Raw genomic sequence first — 17,205 nt, 5'->3', positions numbered from 1 at the left:
GCCGATCAGCCGGCGGCGCCACCAAGCCATGCGGCGAACTGGTCGATCGTCTGGTCGGCGATCGCCTGCATGGTTGCGGGCGCGACCGCCGCCCAGCCTTCGCCGCCATTGACCGAGGGTGCTTTCTGCTGGCCGTTGATGCGGTGCAGCCGGTTGCCTGCAGGGTCATAGACATCCCAGACATAGATGACGGTGGTGTCCGTGCCTTCCGTCATCGTCGAGAAATAGCCCTTAAGCACATGCGTGGCAGTCTGGTCGGCGCTGCCGGCGAGTGTGATGCCGCGTTGCCTGGCGCGCGTCTGAAGCTCGGCCGTCAGCGGCGTTGCGGCTTCCACCGAGGCGCCGACAATCGGCGCCACCTGCAGCCGCGTCTTCGACAGGATGGCTGCAGTCTGGGCCGGGGTGGTTGGGCTAGGAGCAGCAGTGGCGGGCGACGAAGGCGCCGGAGTGGCGGCTGCAGCACTGCCCGGTGCCGTCGGCACCGTCTGTGTCAAGGTCGTTGGCGGGGCGATGGCCGAAGGCTCGAGGACGTCCTTGGCATTGGTGCAAGCAGCCAGCGCCAGTGCGGCGAGCAATGACACGGTCGTCACATGCGATCGTCTCATTTGCCTGAAAACTCCTTGGCGCTGAACGCCCTGATGAACGCCCTCCGCATTCCTGCCATTATGGATTCACTGTACGATCAAGTCGAGATCATGGCGTGAAAGCGGCTTCGGCTGCGATTCGGTTGTCAGATAGGTGCGGCCAAGGGTCATCGCCGTCTCGGTTTCGGAGTCCATGATGATCATGTGGGCAAACAGCGTCATATTTGGCGCGATCGGCTCGGGATTACCCTGGTAGAACATCGGCATGTCCATCCAGGACGGGGTGAAGCGGGCGCCGACCGAATAGCCGCAAGCGTTCAGCCGGTGCTTGGTCAGATTGTGCGCTTCGAGCGTGCGGGCATGGGCGTCGAAGACGTCGCCGAAGGTGTTGCCCGGCGTCATCGCCTTTTCCACTGCGAGAAGGGCGGCGCGCGCGGCGTCGAACAGTTCCTGGTGGCGCTTCGACACCTTGCCGGTCAGCACGGTGCGCATCATCGGCGCGTGATAGTGGTGGAAGACACCGGCCCATTCGAGCGTCAGCTGGTCGTTCTTGGTGAGCTTGCGGCGGCCGGCCTTGTAGCGGCACAAAAGCGCGTCGATCCCGGAGCCGATGATGAATTCGTTGGCCGGATAGTCGCCGCCGCCGGCAAAGATCGCGCCCTGCATGGCGGCCAGGATCAAGGCTTCGTCGCCGCCCTGCTTGATCAGCGGCAGGGCCGCATCCAGCGCATCGTCGGAGAGATTTGCAGCCTTCTCCGCCTTGGCGATTTCGGCCGGGCTCTTGAACAGCCGCAGCCGGCCGACAATGCCGGAAGCGTCGGCGATCTGGCCAAAGGTCTGCAACTGTTCGTCGAGGCGACGGCCATTATAGGCAGTCAGGCCGTGCGTGTCGTATTCGACGCCGATGCGGGCGCCGAGCAGGCCGAGTTCATTGAGCAGGTTGCGCAGGTCGACCGCCGGATTGGCACCGTCGCGGTCGGTCCACAGCACGATGTTGTCGATGATCGAGGTGTGGCGCGCCTGGCGCAGATCGGCCGAGCGGGTGAGCAGAACCATCGACCCATCGGCCTTTACCACGAGGCACTGGAAGAAGCAGAAGCCGAACGTGTCGTAGCCGGTCAGCCAGTACATGCTTTCCTGTGCAAACAGCAGCACGGCATCGAGCTTCTTCTCGGCGAGTTCGATCATCAGCCGATCGCGCCGCGCGTCAAATTCCGGCCGTTCGAAATGCAGCGCCATCACTCTTTCTCCAAAACGATTGCCGAAACCTGTCGCCCATAGTCCGCTTCCTTCCGGTGCGTGGTGCGCCGGTAGGAGTAAAAAAGGTCTTCCTCGGCGTAAGTGCAGCGGCCGAGGCCCTCTGCGGTTACGCCGGCCCTGCTAAGCCGGTCGACCGTATAGAGGTTGAGGTCGAACATCGCATGGCCGGGAGTTGCCGAGGGTGTGAAATAGCTGATGTTTGCTGCATCCGCCTCGACAAAGCGAGCGACGAATTCCGGTCCGACCTCGTAGTTCTCGGGGCCGATGGAAGGGCCGAGCACGGCGACGATGCGCTCGCGGCGGGCGCCGAGGCCTTCCATCGCGGCAATGGTGTTTTCAAGCACACCTGACAAAGCGCCCTTCCAGCCGGCATGCGCCGCGCCGATGATGCGCGCTTCGGCATCCGCGAACAGGATTGGCCCGCAATCGGCTGTCGAGGCGCCGACGGCGATACCGGGCCGGTCGGTGACGACGGCGTCGGCCTTGGGTCGCTCGCCGGCAAAGGGCTCGCGGGCAATGACGACATCCGGTGAATGGATCTGGTGCGCGGTCAGCAAATGGTTTGCCGGGACGCCCATCCAGTCGGCGACACGGCGGCGGTTCTCGGCGACCAGCGTCTGGTCGTCATTCGAGCCGGTGCCGATGTTAAGGCCCTGATAGATGCCGCTGGAGACGCCGCCAACACGGGTGAAATAGCCGTGACGGATGCCTTGCGCGCGCGCATTCTCCAGCAAGGGCGACCGAACGGGATCCGGCTTGGTCTGATTCAGCATGGACGGGTTGTTGTCCGCGGCGGCGATTTCGTCAAGGCGAAGTTCAAGGCGCGTGCCGGACAAGAGCCTGGACAAAGGCAGCCAGACGCCGTGTCCGGCGGCCTCGCCGGCTTGGCGAAAAGCCGGCCTTCGACTATAGCCAGTGATCGACGGACCAGACGGTTTGGGTTCCGGCGAAAGTGTCAATGGCCTGGAAACCACTCAAGAGCCTGATCCGCGGATTCATCAGAACCGTCAGGTGCGCAAAGCGAAGGCGGCGGCAATTGGCCAATGCTGCGTGGCAGGCTGGATGAGAGCAATATCGCCGACGTTGGAAAGACGACGGTCGGCCTGAGTCTCGGCGGCGTGGACGTCGACCACCGCATACTCGGCGACAGCTTCTTCCATATTGGCGGCGCCTCATACGGGAACCTGATCAGCACGCAGCGCCACCGCCGGCTGATGTCGGACTATCTCTGGGACACCTATCTCGGCGGCGTGGCGGGACGGCTCGTCAACGACCTCTGAGGCCGGATGATCGGCTGATTGATGCGAGGCCTAGAGCCTATTCCATCCCGATGGAATCGGGATGGGGCTCTATCCCTTTGTTTGAGCATGGTCTTTTCCGAAAACCGGATTCCACTTTTTCGGGATCATGCTCTAGCCGGCTGCCTTCGGCTGGATTTTCAGCACTTTGAAAAGCTCGCCCATGGCATCGGGGCCGGCCAGGCGCTCGACGGCGTCGGCAATGGTCTGCCGCGACTGTTCATTCGCCTGCGCGCCGAGCAGCCCGGCTCGCTCGAGCAGGCCCATGCCAAGCAGGAATTCGCCCTGTGTGGCGAGCTGTGCATCGAGGCCGTGCGCCCGGACAATCCTGGCCAAGGCGGCGAAATCGACATGGGCGGTGAGGTCGGCTTCGCCCGGATTGGCCAGAACGTCTTCGTGATCGTGCTTGCGCAAGGCCTGCAATGTGTCGCCGACGCCGGGCTTGAGGTGGCCATAATCGATGAGCAGGCCAGCGCCGCCATGCTTGGCCAATCGTTCGGCGATGGCCGCCATCAGCGCGGCGCGGGCCGGTGCCACCTCGACGATCGCGCCTTGAGGTGCATTCCCTGCGTCGTCCGGCAACAGTGTTGGGTCGATTGAACCGACGCCGGCGAAGAAACGCAAATCATCGGCGTCGTCGAGGCCGATCATCCGTTCGCGCCAGTCGGCGCCGGCACGGATGAACTGGCGGATGGGGACCGCGTCGAACAATTCATTGCCGACGATGAGCAGCGGCGTCTGTGGCAGCGTTTCGATGGCTTCGTGCCAGCCGATGCTGGCCGCTGTCCCGGCAAGCGTCTGCTTCTGGATTTCGGACAATCTCGGACTGGTCTCGATCATGGCGAAGGATGCGCCGGTGGTCAGCGCCGGATCGAGCCGTGACAGCGTGCGCAGCATGTCCTTCATCAGCGTGCCGCGGCCGGGGCCGATCTCGGCGATGGTGACCGGCGCCGGCCGGCCGATCGCCTGCCAGGCCTGGTAGAGCCAGATGGCAATCAGTTCGCCAAACATCTGGCTGATCTCGGGTGCGGTGACAAAATCGCCGGCGGCGCCGAAAGGCTCGCGCGTCGTATAGTAGCCGTCCTCGGGATCGAACAGGCAGAGCGCCATGTACTCGTTGACGGGGATAGGCCCTACCGCGCCGATCAGGTCGATGATGCGGGCTTTGAGCCGTGTCATGCCGGCTGCGGCTGTGGCACCTGCCTGGCCGTCGCCATCGCCCAGATGCCGACAAGCACCATCGGCAGCGAGAGGATCATGCCCATGGTCAGCCAGTCGGTGCCGAGGAGATAGCCGAGCTGCTGGTCGGGCTGGCGGAAGAATTCGACGATGATGCGCGACAGGCCATAGCCGCAGATGAAGGCGCCGCCGACGAAGCGCGGCGTCTTCAGCTTGAGCCTGGAATGGGTGAGGATGCGCAAGACGAGAAACAGCACCAATCCCTCGAGCAGCGCCTCGTAGATCTGGCTCGGATGGCGCGGAAACGGTCCGCCATTGGGGAATTCGACGGCCCACGGCACGTCGGTCACACGGCCCCAGAGTTCGGAGTTGATGAAATTCGCCAGGCGGACAAGGCCCAGCCCAACCGGCACGCCGGCCGCCACGACGTCAAACAGTGTCCACGTGCGGATGCCGCGTTTGATCGAAAACAGCGTCATGGCGATGATGACGCCGAGCAGCCCGCCGTGGAACGACATGCCGCCCTGCCAGACGGCAACGATGTCGAGCGGGTGGGCGATGTAGCGCGACAGGTCGTAAAACAACACGTAGCCGACGCGGCCGCCAAGCACGACGCCAATGGCCGCCCAGACGATGAAGTCGTCGAGGTCCACCGGCTTCATAGGCACGACGCCATCGGGCCACAGCTTCGAGTTGGTGACGAGCCGCTTGGCATACCACCAGGCAAACAGAATGCCGACGATGTAGCCGATACCATACCAGTGTACCGCCAGTGGCCCGATCTGGATGAGGATCGGGTTGATGTTGGGGAAGGGCAGGGAGGCCAGCGGCAGCATAAAATATTCGTTCAACGGGGAACTCTCGATTGCGATCGCGTTTGGGCGCGGACCATGCGGTAGGGTTTTGGCAGGGTCAAGGCAAGCCTATGCTTGCATTCCGCGCCGCGCGCCACTACGTCAATTCGAGCAAGCGAGGATTTGCCATGTCGACCGGACCGAACCGCATTCTCGATGAATTCGCCAAGCTGATGACCGACGCCGCCGGTGCTGCGCAAGGGGTGCGGCGCGAGGTGGAGACAGCCTTCAAGGGGCAGGCCGAGCGCATTCTCAACACTATGGACGTGGTGCAGCGCGAGGAGTTCGAGGCCGCCCGCGACATGGCTGCCAAGGCGCGCGAGGAAAACACGCGCCTGGCTGCCCGCATCGAAGCGCTCGAGGCGAAGCTTGCTGAATTGACCGGGCAGGCCGCACCGGCGGCGGCGGCCAAGCCGAAACCAAAAAAATAATCGTTAAACTTTTCCACAAAGCACAATCCGAAAAAGCGCTTTGCCGTGAATCGCTTACCGGCATTGCATGAATCTTTGTGACAGCGCCTTTCCACATGCGAATGACGCAGTGCGAAAAATTGGGCTGTTCAGGCGACTCCTGATCAATAGACTGAATTTGTTGCATGATTCGGAGCAGGGTCATGCGCCGGGCGGTGGGGTCCGGTCTGGGGTCTTTGCGTTGATGAAGTTCCGGCCGTCCGAGTTCTAGACACGATTGTTCGTTGTGTGTGCCTCTCCCGCGGAGCGTGTGGTGGCGCTCCCAGAACGACAGGAAGCATTCCATGGAACTTCTCGAACTCGAATTCTCCCGCGAAATCCATCCGGTGGATGTCATCGAGCAGGTGGCGCACAACAACGACTGGTCCTTCGAGCGGGCCGGCGATGACGAGATTTCGATTTCGGTTGCCGGAAGCTGGACCGACTACCATGTCTCATTCTCCTGGATGGAGGATTTCGAAGCGCTGCATCTGGCCTGCGCTTTTGACATCAAGGTGCCGGAAACACGCGCTCTCGAGGTGATGCGGCTGTTGTCGCTGATCAACGAGCAGATGTTGTTCGGCCATTTCGACCTCTGGGAGCAGGAAGGCGCGATCATGTTCCGCCAGTCGCTGCTGCTGGCCGGCGGAGTCGAGCCGTCGAGCCAGCAGGTCGAAGTGCTTTTGTCGTCGGCGCTGGAAGCCTGCGAATGCTACTTCCAGGCGTTCCAGTTCGTCGTCTGGTCGGGAACCTCGGCCAAGGACGCACTCGCCGGCGTGCTGTTCGAGACCTACGGGAACGCCTGAGCCAGAATCAGCGATGAGTTCGAGCAGCGCGCGCAAGCCCGAGATCAGCTTTGCCGATTTCGACCGTGTCGACATTCGCGCCGGCACGATCGTCGAGGCCGAGCCGTTCCCCGAGGCGCGCAAGCCGGCATTCAAGCTGAAGATCGATTTCGGCCCCGACATCGGGGTGAAGAAATCCTCGGCGCAGATCACGAAGTACTATGCGCCGGAAACGCTGATCGGCCGGCAGGTGTTTGCGGTGGTCAATTTCCCGCCGCGCCAGATTGGACCGTTCATGTCGGAAGTGCTGACGCTCGGCTTTCCCGACGAGGAGGGCGCCGTGGTGCTTGGCGCGATAGAGCGCAAGGTGCCGGACGGCGGGCGGCTGTTTTAGCGAGCAGGCTGCCGCCGGGAAGCCGCGTCAGGCGCCATCACGCCGCAGCCGACCGGATTGAAGCGATAGCTGGGGGCCGAAACGCGCCGAGAATGGTTCCGACCGTGGCGGCTGAGAGCACGAGATGCAGGAGGTCGAACGGCCAGGCGAGACCGAAATGCATCAGCATAAGGTTCAAGGGCGACGCGCCATCCGCGGGAATTAGGATCAAGGCTGCGGCCAGGAGCAGCCCGTATTTGAGTATGGCGACTATTGCGAGAACGATGAACATTATGGCGACGAAGCGCAGACGATTGCCGTTGAGCGCACGCCAGCACCCGCTTGGATCAAACGATCCGGTCCAGAGAAAATCGCCGACAAAGAGATATGTCCAGACAAGTACGAAACCACCCGCGAACACGTTGAAGACTCCCATCGCCGACGCCCAAGGCGCGACGTCCTCGGGGTTGAGCGGTAGGTCACGTGTGGCCAGCAGTCCGGCAACGAGCAGCCTGTGCTCGCCGTCGACCGCAAAGCCGCAAAGGAGCTGGATGGCCGCGAGAAGCAACGCAGCGAGAAGAATCCGCCGGCCGAACTCAAAGCGCAGGCCGGGGATAGAGAAGCGTTTGACGCTTTCAATGCCGCGCCGAACAACGACAAGGCCGTGCTCGGGCGCGTTTGCCATGCGGTCCAGAACGAACGCAAAGACCATTGCCGAGAACGGCGCGGCAACGATCGCGGAAAGCCAAGTCCTGGGATCAAAGCCTCGCGACAGAAGCCAGGTGGGCGCCTGCCCCGGATCGGCAAAAAGAACAAGAGCAAGTACCGTCAGGCAGAGCGTCGTTAGAAAGCAGGGAAACCAGGCGGCCACGAAGAGTGGCCAGGCATTCGCACGGCAATAGTCGAACACCCTCGCAACGGTCTTGCTGATGCGCAAGACGCGACGCTTCCGCGATACGGCAGGCAATTCGTCCAGCGTTGAAATCGGCGTCAATCCCGAAGGGAACTACAGATGCGGAATAATGCACTGCAAAAAACCGTCGCACAAGCTCTCGCAAGGATCTGTGCTTCCGCGCTTACATACCCGAAAGTATGCTCCGTTCCGGTTATTGGGGCCACCATTCGAGGCTCGGCTGAGCTGAATCTCAATACATCCTAGCCGCGAAATTTATCAGGCTGCAAGCTTCCGCGGCATCCCCAGTGCTTCCTCGACCGTGTCGAGAAACATCTCCGCGCAAGCTTTCCAGCTGTAGCGCAACGCGCGCTGGCGCGCCTGGGCGCGGTCGACATTGAGCGCGGCAAGGGCAGCCTCGCGCAGATCATTGGACACCGCGCCGCCAATGCCGTCGCCGACGATGTCGATCGGCCCGGTCACCGGATAGGCGGCGACCGGCGTGCCGCTGGCCAGCGCCTCGATGATGACATTGCCGAACGTGTCGGTGCGGCTGGGAAAGACGAAGACATCGGCCGAGGCGTAGATTTCCGCCAGTTCGTCATTGGGACGGTGGCCGAGGAAATGCGCTTGCGGATATCTGGCCTTGAGTTTTGCCAGTTCTGGGCCTTCGCCGACGATCACCTTGCTGCCCGGCAGGTCGAGGTCGAGGAAGGCGGTCAGGTTCTTCTCGATGGCGACGCGGCCGACGCAGAGGAAGATCGGGCCGGGAAATCCAAGGTCTTTCCTCTTCTCCGGCCGAAAATGATCGGTGTCGACGCCGCGCGTCCATGGCCTGAGCTTGGTGAAGCCGCGCGCCGCAAGATCGTCGGCCAGCGACTGGGTGGCGACCAGCGTGCCCTGTCCGGAATTGTGGAAGTCGCGCAGCCAGCGATAGGCCCAGCTTTCGGGGACCGGCAGGCGTGCGCTGAGATATTCTGGAAAGCGCGTGTGGTAGCTGGTCGTGAACGGCCGGCCGGCGTGGCGGCAGTAGCGCCGCGCCATGATGCCGAGTGGTCCCTCGGTGACGATGTGGATATGGTCAGCCTTGCGCGCCTCGATCAGGCGCGAAACATTGCCCGGCGTCGTCAGCGCCAGCCTTATATCCGGATAGGTCGGCAAAGGCAGCGTGCGAAAGATGTTCGGTGTCAGGAAATCCACCGAGACGTCGAAGGATTTCAGCGTTTCGGTGAGCCGTTCCAGCGTGTGGACCACGCCGTTGACTTGCGGGCGCCAGGCGTCGGTGACCATCAATATGCGCATGGCGGCCCTTTGCGTGAAAGGTCGACGGTTGCCTTGAAACGATGCCGGAACGGCGACCAGCCGGCTGCCCTCGCTTCGCTCCAGCGCACCCGGGCGGGCATGGAGTCAAAGTGAGGCGGCAAGGCCGAATCAAGAGATGTCGCGCGCTTCATGCGCGCTCTTCACCATGGTTTCATGACGGGCGGATGAAGCCTCGTTCCAGGCGCAGCTAGGCCGGGACCTTGATCACCGCCCGCAAACCGCCGAGCGGGCTGTCGTCCAGCGTGATGTCGCCGCCATGGCTGCGGGCGATGTCACGGGCGATGGACAGGCCAAGCCCGGTGCCGCTGGCGTCGAGGTTGCGGGCTTCGTCAAGCCGCACGAAAGGCTTGAACACGTGTTCGCGTTTGTCGGCGGGAATGCCCGGACCGTCGTCATCGATGGTGACGAGAAGTGAGCCGCGGCCGTGGTTGGCGGTGATCTCGACGGTCTTGGCATAGCGGAAGGCGTTGCCGACGACGTTGGACAGCAGCCGGGCGAAAGCGTGGGGCCGCACATGCACATCCGGGTCGCCGGCAAGCACGGTCGACAGCTTGCGCTTGTGCAGCGTCGCCTCCTCGCCGAGCTTCTGGAAATAGGCCTCGAGATCGAAATGGCCGGCGTCTTCCGATGCCTCGCCGCGCGCAAAGGCGAGGTAGCCCTCCAGCATCGACTGCATGTCGTCGATGTCCTGATCGAGCGCCGCCTTGGTCTCGGCTTTGCCGCCGGTCAGCGCCAGCTGCAATTTGAAGCGGGTCAGGATGGTTCTCAGATCATGGCTGACGCCGGTCAGCATGGCGGTGCGCTGCTCGAGCTGGCGTTCGATGCGCTCGCGCATCTGGATGAAGGCAAAGCCGGCGCGGCGAACCTCCTCGGCTCCGCGCGGGCGGAAATCGCGCGGCATTGGCCGGCCCTTGCCAAAACTCTCGGCGGCCTCGGCCAGCGTCAGGATCGGCCGGATCTGGTTGCGCAGGAAGGGGATGGCGATCATCAGCAGCACCAGCGAGGTGCCGACCATCCAGATCAGGAAGATATGGGTGTTCGAGGCATAGGCCTGGCTGCGGCGCACGAAGACGCGCAGCACCTTGCCCTCGAGCTGGACGCGAACCTCGACGATGTTGGAATTGCCGACCGTGTCGATCCAGAACGGGCGGTTGATCTGGCGCGTGATCTCGGTTGAGAGAACATCGTCGAGAATCGAGAAAAACGGCTTTGGACCGGGCGCCGGCAGCGGATCGGGCGGCAGCAGGTCGACCTTCAGCTGCATGCGATCCTGGGCAATGCGGATGACATTGGCGTAGTCGGCATCGTGCGGATAGGTCTCGATCAGGTCGATGATCGCGGCGATGTCGCGCACGGTGGCCTGCGACAGGCGCTGCGTCACGGTCTGCCAGTGGCGTTCCATGAAGACGAAGGCGACGACCGATTGCAGCAGGATCATCGGCGCGATGACGATGATCAGGGAGCGGGCATAGAGCCGCTTGGGCATATAAAGCGCTACCAGGCGCCAGAAGCGGTTCCAGGCACGCGGCATCGCCTTCAGCGTCCGCATCAAGCGATCGCTCAAGCCGCCATTTCCCGGCCGTCGCAGTTCCGTGGTCGCCATTCGCCCTTTTCGCTCGTCTGCGGCCTTTCAGCAAAGGGCCGGGGTCGGCATTCTATTCCACGCTGAGCCGTTCTGGAACAGCTATGGCCGTTACAGTGCTTAGGCTGTCAAACGCTCGATTGCCGGTCATTGATAACAAAGGCTTTGTTCCCAAATTGTCAAACCAGCCTTCGGACCGCAGCCGACCTGATTGGAGGGGTATCAACGCGCATATAAGTCCTTTTCCCAAACTCAACAGGGCTGATTAGCCCCTCCAAGATGTCCGCTGTCGGGCGCTGGAGGATTGACGAAGGCCCGCACCTTTAGGGCGGCCGATGACCAACAGGGCACAGAAGCGCAAGAATCGTGATCGAGTTGACACCGGCGCGTCGCCATGTTGGAACCACTTCGCAGATTGAGCGTTGCGAGCAAATGATCAGACGATTTGCTTTCGCCCTTATCCTCGTCCAGGTATCCATGGCGACTGCCCTGGCTACACAGGTATTCCTATCGACCGCCGACGAAGCCCGTAACTCAGAGCTCTCGCTTGCGCCGGCGCCAGACGAAAACGACGGATGCGCCAAGGCGACGTGGCCCAATATTCCGCAACGATGTCTGCAGCGAGCCGAGCCGAAGGTGGTGACGCTTGTGCTCAGCCTAAACAACTAGTGGGTGCGCTATCGACGCATGGCTCTTGATTTGCAGGCTGCCATCAGCAGCTGGCTGCACCGCCGCAGGACCACAAACGCTCCGTTAAGCCTCGCGCAACCTCTGCAATCTATCTTGAATGCCAGATTGTCGAGGGTGACATGAAGCGCAAGTCGATAATGCTCTTTGCCTTCCCTGCTCTGATCCTGCTGATTCTGGCAGGGGAGCGCATGGCGACTTTCTTGCTGGGAGCCTATCCGGCCAGCCCGACAATGTGGCGGATTTGGCTTGAACTAAGGCCCCTGTCGACGATGTTCTGGCAACAGGTCGATGTCTATCTCGGGTCGTCGATGGTGCTTGATGCCTCGATGCTGGCCGCCGCATCGATCGTTTGCTGGATGGCGTGCCGCACAAGAAGGTCGGCTGCCTTCTTCCTTGCCAATCACGTCGCCCTGCTTTTCGCCGGGGTGATGATCGCCGTCACAAGCCATTCCGAAACAGCGAGCACGATTGCAGCCTTCACGGCGCCCAGCGGCCTGGAATTCTCGCTGATGGTCGATTTCACCCTGAAGAACAGCCTGGTGTTGATGCTAGGCACTGCGGCATGCGCCTACTGCCATGTCGCCTTCCTCAGCGAAACCCGACAGCGTTCCGAAGCGCTGGCCGCGAGACTTGTTGCTCTGCAGCGAGATCTCTAGAGCCTGTTCCATCCCGATGGAATCGGAACGGGGCTCTATCTCTTTGTTTAAGCATGATCTCCGGACAAAACGGTTCCCGTTTTGTCTGAGAAAACCGGTTCCCAGTTTTCGCTGACGCGGACCTTCGGTTCGGGATCATGCTCTGGGACAGCCCCAAGTTTTCCGGCGCTAGTTGATCTTTCGGTAGTAAACCTTGCCGTCGGCCTGCTGTATGCGCTGGTAGTCGGGGCTTGGGGCAGGCGCCGCAGCTGCGATCCTCTTTCTCGGCGGACGCGGCGCATCGACAACGCTGGGCTCGGTCGCGTCTTCACCATCGAGAACAGCAGGCGCCTCCGCCATGCTGCTGGTCGCGACCATTGAAGGTTCCGCTGCGCTCGACATGATTTCGTCACGGGCAAGAGGCTGGTTCTGTTCCAGCCGGGCTATGCTCCTGTTGATTTCACCAAAGCTGCTCTGCAGTTGACTGTCCAGTTTTTCAAACCGGCTCTGAAAACCGTTGTTGACCGTATCCAGCCGGCCGCCAATTCGTTGTTCGAACGTGCCTAGTTGTTCCAGGCGCCCTTCCAAAAAGCGCATATCGCTGATGCCGCGGTAGAGATAAACCGCGGCTACTATATTCACCAAGGTGATCAGGGACGTGCCGATGACGACAGCGCCAAGAATGCTTCTGTCGCTCGGTTTCCCAACGACTGCCTGCTCTCCAATGGGGGTTGCCGCCCCAACCTCGATTGCCGGCATGTCCGGTTCGCTGATCATCGTCATTGGACCACCACCTTTGCGCCGATCGCGACGCGCTTGAAGAGATCGATCACATCGGTGTTGGTAAGGCGAAAACACCCCGATGTTCCGTCGAAGCCGACACCTTTGGGATCGTTGGTGCCATGGATGCGGTAGAGCGTGTCACGCCCGTCCCGAAGCAGATAGAGCGCTCTGGCGCCGAGTGGATTGTAGGGACCGGCAGGCACCATTTCCGGCAGCTCCGGCTGGCGGGCGCGCATTTCCCGAGGCGGGCGCCATTCCGGCCACTCGGTCTTCGCCCCCACCTTGACGATCCCGGTCCAGCCGAATCCTTCGCGTCCGACGCTGATCTGATAGCGAAGCGCCTGGCCTTGGCGGGTCACCAGATAAAGTGCTTTCTCGCCCTTGCGGATAACGATGGTTCCGGGTTGTTCCGTGGTATCGAAGGCGACAGTTTTGCGCAGGCTGGGACCCATTGCCGGTAGCGGCGGCCGATCCGAAAGTGCCGATCGCGCGTAGGCGAAGTCCTGGACGGACATCACCAGCGCCACGCCCATGACGCAGGCGCCGGCCAATCCTCGGACGATCCTATGCTTTGGCAGCGTCATCGAGCCGCTCTTTGAACATCCGCTTCAGGTCCTTGTTGAAGCGCGCACGCCCATCCACCTCGGCAGGCAGGATAGCACGGTTCAAGGCATCGGCCAGAAGCGCATTGTCCAGCGCAACCGACTTGATGTGCGGCGCCTTGAAAATCTTTTCGAGCTCGCTGCGCGAAAAGTGGTTCCCGAACCATTTGCGCTTGTGCTTGTTGGCGACCAGGGTGATGCTGACCGCATTGCCGCGCAACTCGCGGATCTTCTTGTAGAGCCGCTTGCCTTGTCGTAGCGAGGCGACGTTGAGTTCGAAGACGATGAAGATCTCATCGCTCGTCGACAGCACGGAATTGTGCCAGGCCGTCTCGATGTTCGGCAGGTCGATGACGATGTCATCGAACCGGTAGGCGACGAGGTCCAGCAGCCGAAACACGAAATCGGCACCCTGCGGCTCGAAGGGCAGTTGCGGCCTCTCGAAGGAATAGAGCGTCAGCCCGGACGGACGCGAAAGCTTGATGACATCCATCAGCTCGACGTCGAGCCTCTCTGGCATGCCGATGATGCCGCCAAGGTCGAACTGGTTGAACTGGTTGAGATAGGCGCCGCAATTGGCGCTCTGGAAATCGAGGTCGACCAGGCAGGTGGAAGCCGCGCGCTCTGTCGATTTCGACGCCAGGTGTTCGGCGGCCGACAGAGCGAGCGTCGTCGCGCCGGCGCCGCCGCTGGCGCTGATGAAGGTGATGATCCGGCTTTTCGTTCCCTGGTTGCCGGTGTCGTGGAAGGTCACTGCGTTGAGCAGTTCCTTGCCGTCGAGCGGCTTGTGCAGCCAGTCCGAGGCGTTCATGCGCACCAGCACCCGCGTCTGCTCCGACGTCAACTCGTCGGAGACCGCGATCAGCGGCACGGTTGCCCATTTGGAGCGCGCCTCGACGATGCCGGGCTGGCCGAGCAACTCGCCATGGCCAAGGTCGAGGATGACGATGCCCGGACGCGTGTCGGCCGGCGGGCCCTTGAGGAAGTCACCGGTCTCGGAAATCCGGACATCGTAGATCGCCAGCGCGTCGAGCCGCGTCGCCACATCGCGCTTGAAATTCGCATCCGACGAGAACAGCGCCACCTGCTTTCGCTTGGTAGGCAGGACCTTGGTGTTGATAGCATTCATGGTGATGTGCTCTTCAAATCTTCGCCCGTTACCGTGCTCAGCATGGAGGGCACCGTGATGTCTGCGAACCCGAGCACTCCGCCCAGGAAGAAGAATTGGAAATTGATGTTCTGAAGGCTTACGGTGATGGTCGGTACCGGCCCACCCAGGCGGGTCTGGTAGCCAAGGCCGGTGGCCGTGTAGGTCACGACGACATTCTTGCGCTGCAGGCCCGGGAAGAACTGGCACATGCCGGGTCTCTGGTTGGCTGCCAGCGCCGGACAGGTATCGTCACTGGTGTTTGTGGTGTCGCCCCGGAAGATTCGGCTGAACGCCGCGGCGTTGAAAGCGCCGCTATTGGTGCAGGAGCCGGCGCCTGCGTTGTCATAGGTGCACACAAATGGACCATATGCGCCGGCAACCACCGGTGCTCCCGGGCTGGAGATTGGGGCGGCGGTGATCAGAGCGCCGGCAACGGGATCCGAGATCGACGCAAGCCGTGCGCCGATCTGCACAGCTTTGGTTGCGGCATTCCACTGGTAAAATGCAAAGCCGAAGTCGACGAAGCCAAGGGTCAGGGTCAGCAGCAGCGTCATGGCGATGGCCATTTCGACCATCGTTGCTCCGTCCTCTGATCTTGCGAACTGCCTCAGCATCATCAAAATCGGATCAACCGCTCCTGATGGCTGGTGGAGAGCGTGACCGAGCTTATGTTGATTAATGACAGCAATCCGATGCTGTCGCGGCTTGCATAGGGGTAGGAACCCGAAGCCGTGACGATACAGACCTGCGAGGTCGTCGACAGGTAGAGCACGTTGCCGCTGCCGTCGACCACGTTTTTGCAAGTGGCGGGGTCGGCGATGCTGATCGTCACATCGGACTTCGCCCATTGGTTGATACGTGCGGGAGGCGTCCCCGCCACGTTGCCGAACACGGTGATGTTCTTGGCGAGATCGGCACAGTCGATCGCGCCAAGCCCCGCGTCTGTGTAGAGTTTGCTGTTGCAGCGCGCGGCGAACCGCGCTCCGTCGGAAAGGCCGGCCTCCATCAGCAGCTTGTCGTGAATGAGATTGCCAAACTCGAATACGCCTGCAGACAAAAGCAGCATCAGCGGCGCAACAAAGCACATCTCGACGAGCACCGTGCCGTGCTGGTCGGAGCGAAAGCGGTTCAGGATGCGGGACAGCCTTCTCAACATCGCGGTCACCGGTAGAGCTGCGCTTCGTCGCGCAGGAAATTGTCCAGCGTTCCTTGCCCGCCGCGGCCTGTAATATCGCCGAGTTCGACAAAGACCGACCCTCCGGCCGAGGCACCTGGAACGGGTTCCGTCATAAAGAAACTTGCGAAGGCTTCGACGGGAAGGTTGGTGCTGTTGCCGCTCAAATTGTTGCCGGCAGCCTGAAGCGCGTTGCAGTTAAGGAGCGCGCCGTAGAGCAAGCGACGATCGACGGAAGTCACCGGAGGCTGGCAGGAGCTCGGCGGGGTTCCCACCTCGCCGCCTGTAGACGCGGTCCCAACCAGGCCGTTTGCGATCTCGTATTTATAGACCTGATATCGGGTCGGCTTGGTCGTGTTCCAGGAAGAGGGGTAGCTGGTGGAGCCGAAATTGGTGCTCCAGTAACCGGACAGGTTCCAGTCTCCGTCGCCCATGCGCCCGCCTACATAGGGCGTGGTAGCATCCCGGGGCAGGCCCATGTTGCCGGTCCCGTTGAACGTCAACTGATTGTAGGAAGGGCATTGGTTTCCGTTTCCGTTCCCATTGCCATTTCCGTTGCCATTGCCGCCCGTTGATGCGCCCTTACGGACATTCGCAGCCGGACCATATTCCGGGCTGTTGAAGGCATTGCCGCTGGCGTTGATCCCGAAGCGAACGTTGAACGCGTCCTGGACCGGGCCGTTGTTCTGGCCGGTCTTTGTGCTCACGCCTTGTGCTGAATAGCAGCCCTGGGGCGTCGACGTGGCAATCGTCTGGGCAAGCGCCTGCGCACCGTTGCCGACACCGTCCGGCGGCTGCAGGAAGCCGAAATTACCCGGCCCATATGCGGCGCCGTTCCCCACCATCCGAAGTTCGATGAGCCGGCGATGGATGGCCGGATCCGACACTGCCTGTTCGAGTGTCGCGCCACCCGCCGAATTGGTGCCGTTCACCATCTCGTACGGATTGCACATGAAAACGGGCGTGAAGTTGCAGACGCCGGAGGTGAAACCGGCCACCGAGACGGCGCTCAGATTATAGGTCGTGTCGGTTGCACTTCCCGATGACGCGACCGAAACCGGGAACATCGACGTGAAGCTTTCCGGTTGGGCCTTTACCTGGATGAAACGGGTCACGATCGCCGAGGCTGCGTAGTTGGCCGATGTAATCGGGCTGGAGTCGTTTGCGGGGATGCTTGCCAGGAAGCACCACGATATCTGTCCTTTCGACCGGCAGGCGGAGTATGTCGAGTCTACCGTCGCAGTTCCGTTGCCTGTGGAGAGGGCGACAATCCCTCCCTCGGAAAACCTGGTCTCGTTGGCAACCAGATATGTCAGGGCATTATCGGCACGCGTCCACGCATCAGATCTGCCGTTCAACTCGGCGGCCGCGGCGAGCGCGAGCGCATCGGTGCCCTTCTGCAGGTCGTTGTCCAGGTTGTTCATCCGGCTCATGTCGATCGCCAGCAGCGACAAGCCGATGATCGCCGGCAGCATGACGCTGACGAGGATCAGCGCTATTCCCCTCTGATCGTGCCAGAACGCGCGAATGGTTCGCAGCATGGCCTTACTCTTTACCCCCTTGGCGCCAGGATCCCTCGTTTGGCCTGGCGT

General features: G+C 61.9%; 20 protein-coding genes. 6 read left to right on the top strand and 14 right to left on the bottom strand.

Annotation, left to right across the window (positions count from 1 at the left end; all coding sequences use genetic code 11):
• Positions 1-5: 5 nt before the first annotated feature.
• From AC1DX6_RS10560 to pgeF, 3 genes are all read right to left on the bottom strand, one after another.
• Positions 6-605 (bottom strand): hypothetical protein, encoded by a 600-nt coding sequence (locus AC1DX6_RS10560; RefSeq protein WP_477312915.1) that lies wholly within the window; start codon positions 603-605, stop codon positions 6-8.
• Between the two features lie 66 nt (positions 606-671).
• Positions 672-1,823, bottom strand: a complete 1,152-nt coding sequence (locus tag AC1DX6_RS10555; protein ID WP_477312913.1) for a M24 family metallopeptidase — start codon at positions 1,821-1,823, stop codon at positions 672-674.
• Entirely contained in the window at positions 1,823-2,617 is a 795-nt protein-coding gene (gene pgeF, locus AC1DX6_RS10550; RefSeq protein WP_477312911.1) for a peptidoglycan editing factor PgeF, read from the bottom strand. Before pgeF ends, AC1DX6_RS10555 begins: the two co-directional genes overlap by 1 nt.
• A gap of 270 nt (positions 2,618-2,887) precedes the next feature.
• On the opposite strand from pgeF, the gene AC1DX6_RS10545 reads away from it, so the two are divergent.
• Positions 2,888-3,124, top strand: coding sequence for a hypothetical protein (locus AC1DX6_RS10545; protein ID WP_477312909.1), 237 nt, complete (start codon positions 2,888-2,890; stop codon positions 3,122-3,124).
• 132 nt (positions 3,125-3,256) lie between these two features.
• Here AC1DX6_RS10545 and AC1DX6_RS10540 read toward each other — a convergent pair whose 3' ends face one another.
• Both AC1DX6_RS10540 and lgt read right to left on the bottom strand, forming a co-directional pair.
• Complete coding sequence (locus tag AC1DX6_RS10540; protein WP_477312907.1) at positions 3,257-4,321, bottom strand: class I SAM-dependent methyltransferase; 1,065 nt, start codon at positions 4,319-4,321, stop codon at positions 3,257-3,259.
• Positions 4,318-5,172, bottom strand: a complete 855-nt coding sequence (gene lgt, locus AC1DX6_RS10535; RefSeq protein ID WP_477312905.1) for a prolipoprotein diacylglyceryl transferase — start codon at positions 5,170-5,172, stop codon at positions 4,318-4,320. The genes AC1DX6_RS10540 and lgt overlap by 4 nt, the downstream gene beginning before the upstream one ends.
• A gap of 131 nt (positions 5,173-5,303) precedes the next feature.
• Here lgt and AC1DX6_RS10530 point away from each other — a divergent pair, with 131 nt between their 5' ends.
• The 3 genes from AC1DX6_RS10530 to AC1DX6_RS10520 all read left to right on the top strand — a co-directional run bounded on the left by AC1DX6_RS10530 (position 5,304) and on the right by AC1DX6_RS10520 (position 6,803).
• Positions 5,304-5,606: an accessory factor UbiK family protein gene (locus AC1DX6_RS10530; RefSeq protein ID WP_477272782.1), complete on the top strand. Its 303-nt coding sequence runs from the start codon at positions 5,304-5,306 to the stop codon at positions 5,604-5,606.
• A 323-nt stretch (positions 5,607-5,929) separates the two neighbouring features.
• Entirely contained in the window at positions 5,930-6,430 is a 501-nt protein-coding gene (locus AC1DX6_RS10525) for a type III secretion system chaperone family protein (protein WP_013893499.1), read from the top strand.
• A 13-nt stretch (positions 6,431-6,443) separates the two neighbouring features.
• The gene (locus AC1DX6_RS10520; RefSeq protein ID WP_477312903.1) at positions 6,444-6,803 is read left to right on the top strand and encodes a tRNA-binding protein; all 360 of its coding nucleotides are present in this window, start codon (positions 6,444-6,446) and stop codon (positions 6,801-6,803) included.
• A gap of 37 nt (positions 6,804-6,840) precedes the next feature.
• On the opposite strand, the gene AC1DX6_RS10515 is transcribed toward AC1DX6_RS10520, so the two are convergent.
• From AC1DX6_RS10515 to AC1DX6_RS10505, 3 genes are all read right to left on the bottom strand, one after another.
• Positions 6,841-7,719: a hypothetical protein gene (locus AC1DX6_RS10515; RefSeq protein WP_477312901.1), complete on the bottom strand. Its 879-nt coding sequence runs from the start codon at positions 7,717-7,719 to the stop codon at positions 6,841-6,843.
• Positions 7,720-7,953: 234 nt separating this feature from the next.
• Positions 7,954-8,976 carry a glycosyltransferase family 4 protein gene (locus AC1DX6_RS10510; protein ID WP_477312899.1) on the bottom strand — a complete coding sequence of 341 codons (1,023 nt, stop codon included), beginning with the start codon at positions 8,974-8,976 and terminating at the stop codon, positions 7,954-7,956.
• 208 nt (positions 8,977-9,184) lie between these two features.
• Positions 9,185-10,600: an ATP-binding protein gene (locus AC1DX6_RS10505; RefSeq protein WP_477312897.1), complete on the bottom strand. Its 1,416-nt coding sequence runs from the start codon at positions 10,598-10,600 to the stop codon at positions 9,185-9,187.
• Between the two features lie 345 nt (positions 10,601-10,945).
• Between AC1DX6_RS10505 and AC1DX6_RS10500 the strand changes: the two genes are divergently transcribed.
• Together AC1DX6_RS10500 and AC1DX6_RS10495 are read left to right on the top strand one after the other, a co-directional pair.
• Entirely contained in the window at positions 10,946-11,248 is a 303-nt protein-coding gene (locus tag AC1DX6_RS10500) for a hypothetical protein (protein ID WP_477312895.1), read from the top strand.
• A 209-nt stretch (positions 11,249-11,457) separates the two neighbouring features.
• Complete coding sequence (locus AC1DX6_RS10495; RefSeq protein WP_477312893.1) at positions 11,458-11,925, top strand: hypothetical protein; 468 nt, start codon at positions 11,458-11,460, stop codon at positions 11,923-11,925.
• 168 nt (positions 11,926-12,093) lie between these two features.
• Here the strand turns inward: AC1DX6_RS10495 and AC1DX6_RS10490 are convergent, their stop codons facing one another.
• From AC1DX6_RS10490 to AC1DX6_RS10465, 6 genes are read right to left on the bottom strand one after another with little or no spacing between them, the layout of a single operon-like run.
• Positions 12,094-12,687 (bottom strand): hypothetical protein, encoded by a 594-nt coding sequence (locus AC1DX6_RS10490; RefSeq protein ID WP_477312891.1) that lies wholly within the window; start codon positions 12,685-12,687, stop codon positions 12,094-12,096.
• Entirely contained in the window at positions 12,684-13,271 is a 588-nt protein-coding gene (locus AC1DX6_RS10485; RefSeq protein WP_477312889.1) for a L,D-transpeptidase, read from the bottom strand. The genes AC1DX6_RS10490 and AC1DX6_RS10485 overlap by 4 nt, the downstream gene beginning before the upstream one ends.
• Entirely contained in the window at positions 13,252-14,418 is a 1,167-nt protein-coding gene (locus AC1DX6_RS10480; RefSeq protein WP_477312887.1) for a CpaE/TadZ family protein, read from the bottom strand. Before AC1DX6_RS10480 ends, AC1DX6_RS10485 begins: the two co-directional genes overlap by 20 nt.
• Complete coding sequence (locus AC1DX6_RS10475) at positions 14,415-15,053, bottom strand: TadE/TadG family type IV pilus assembly protein (RefSeq protein WP_477313685.1); 639 nt, start codon at positions 15,051-15,053, stop codon at positions 14,415-14,417. The genes AC1DX6_RS10480 and AC1DX6_RS10475 overlap by 4 nt, the downstream gene beginning before the upstream one ends.
• A 2-nt stretch (positions 15,054-15,055) precedes the next feature.
• On the bottom strand, positions 15,056-15,595 hold the full coding sequence (locus AC1DX6_RS10470) for a TadE/TadG family type IV pilus assembly protein (protein ID WP_477312885.1): 540 nt from the start codon (positions 15,593-15,595) through the stop codon (positions 15,056-15,058).
• Between the two features lie 5 nt (positions 15,596-15,600).
• The gene (locus tag AC1DX6_RS10465) at positions 15,601-17,154 is read right to left on the bottom strand and encodes a TadE/TadG family type IV pilus assembly protein (protein ID WP_477312883.1); all 1,554 of its coding nucleotides are present in this window, start codon (positions 17,152-17,154) and stop codon (positions 15,601-15,603) included.
• Positions 17,155-17,205: the final 51 nt, after the last annotated feature.

The sequence above is a fragment of the Mesorhizobium sp. P2_C4 genome (genome assembly GCF_056404575.1).
This window is presented reverse-complemented; position numbering and strand designations above follow the sequence as displayed.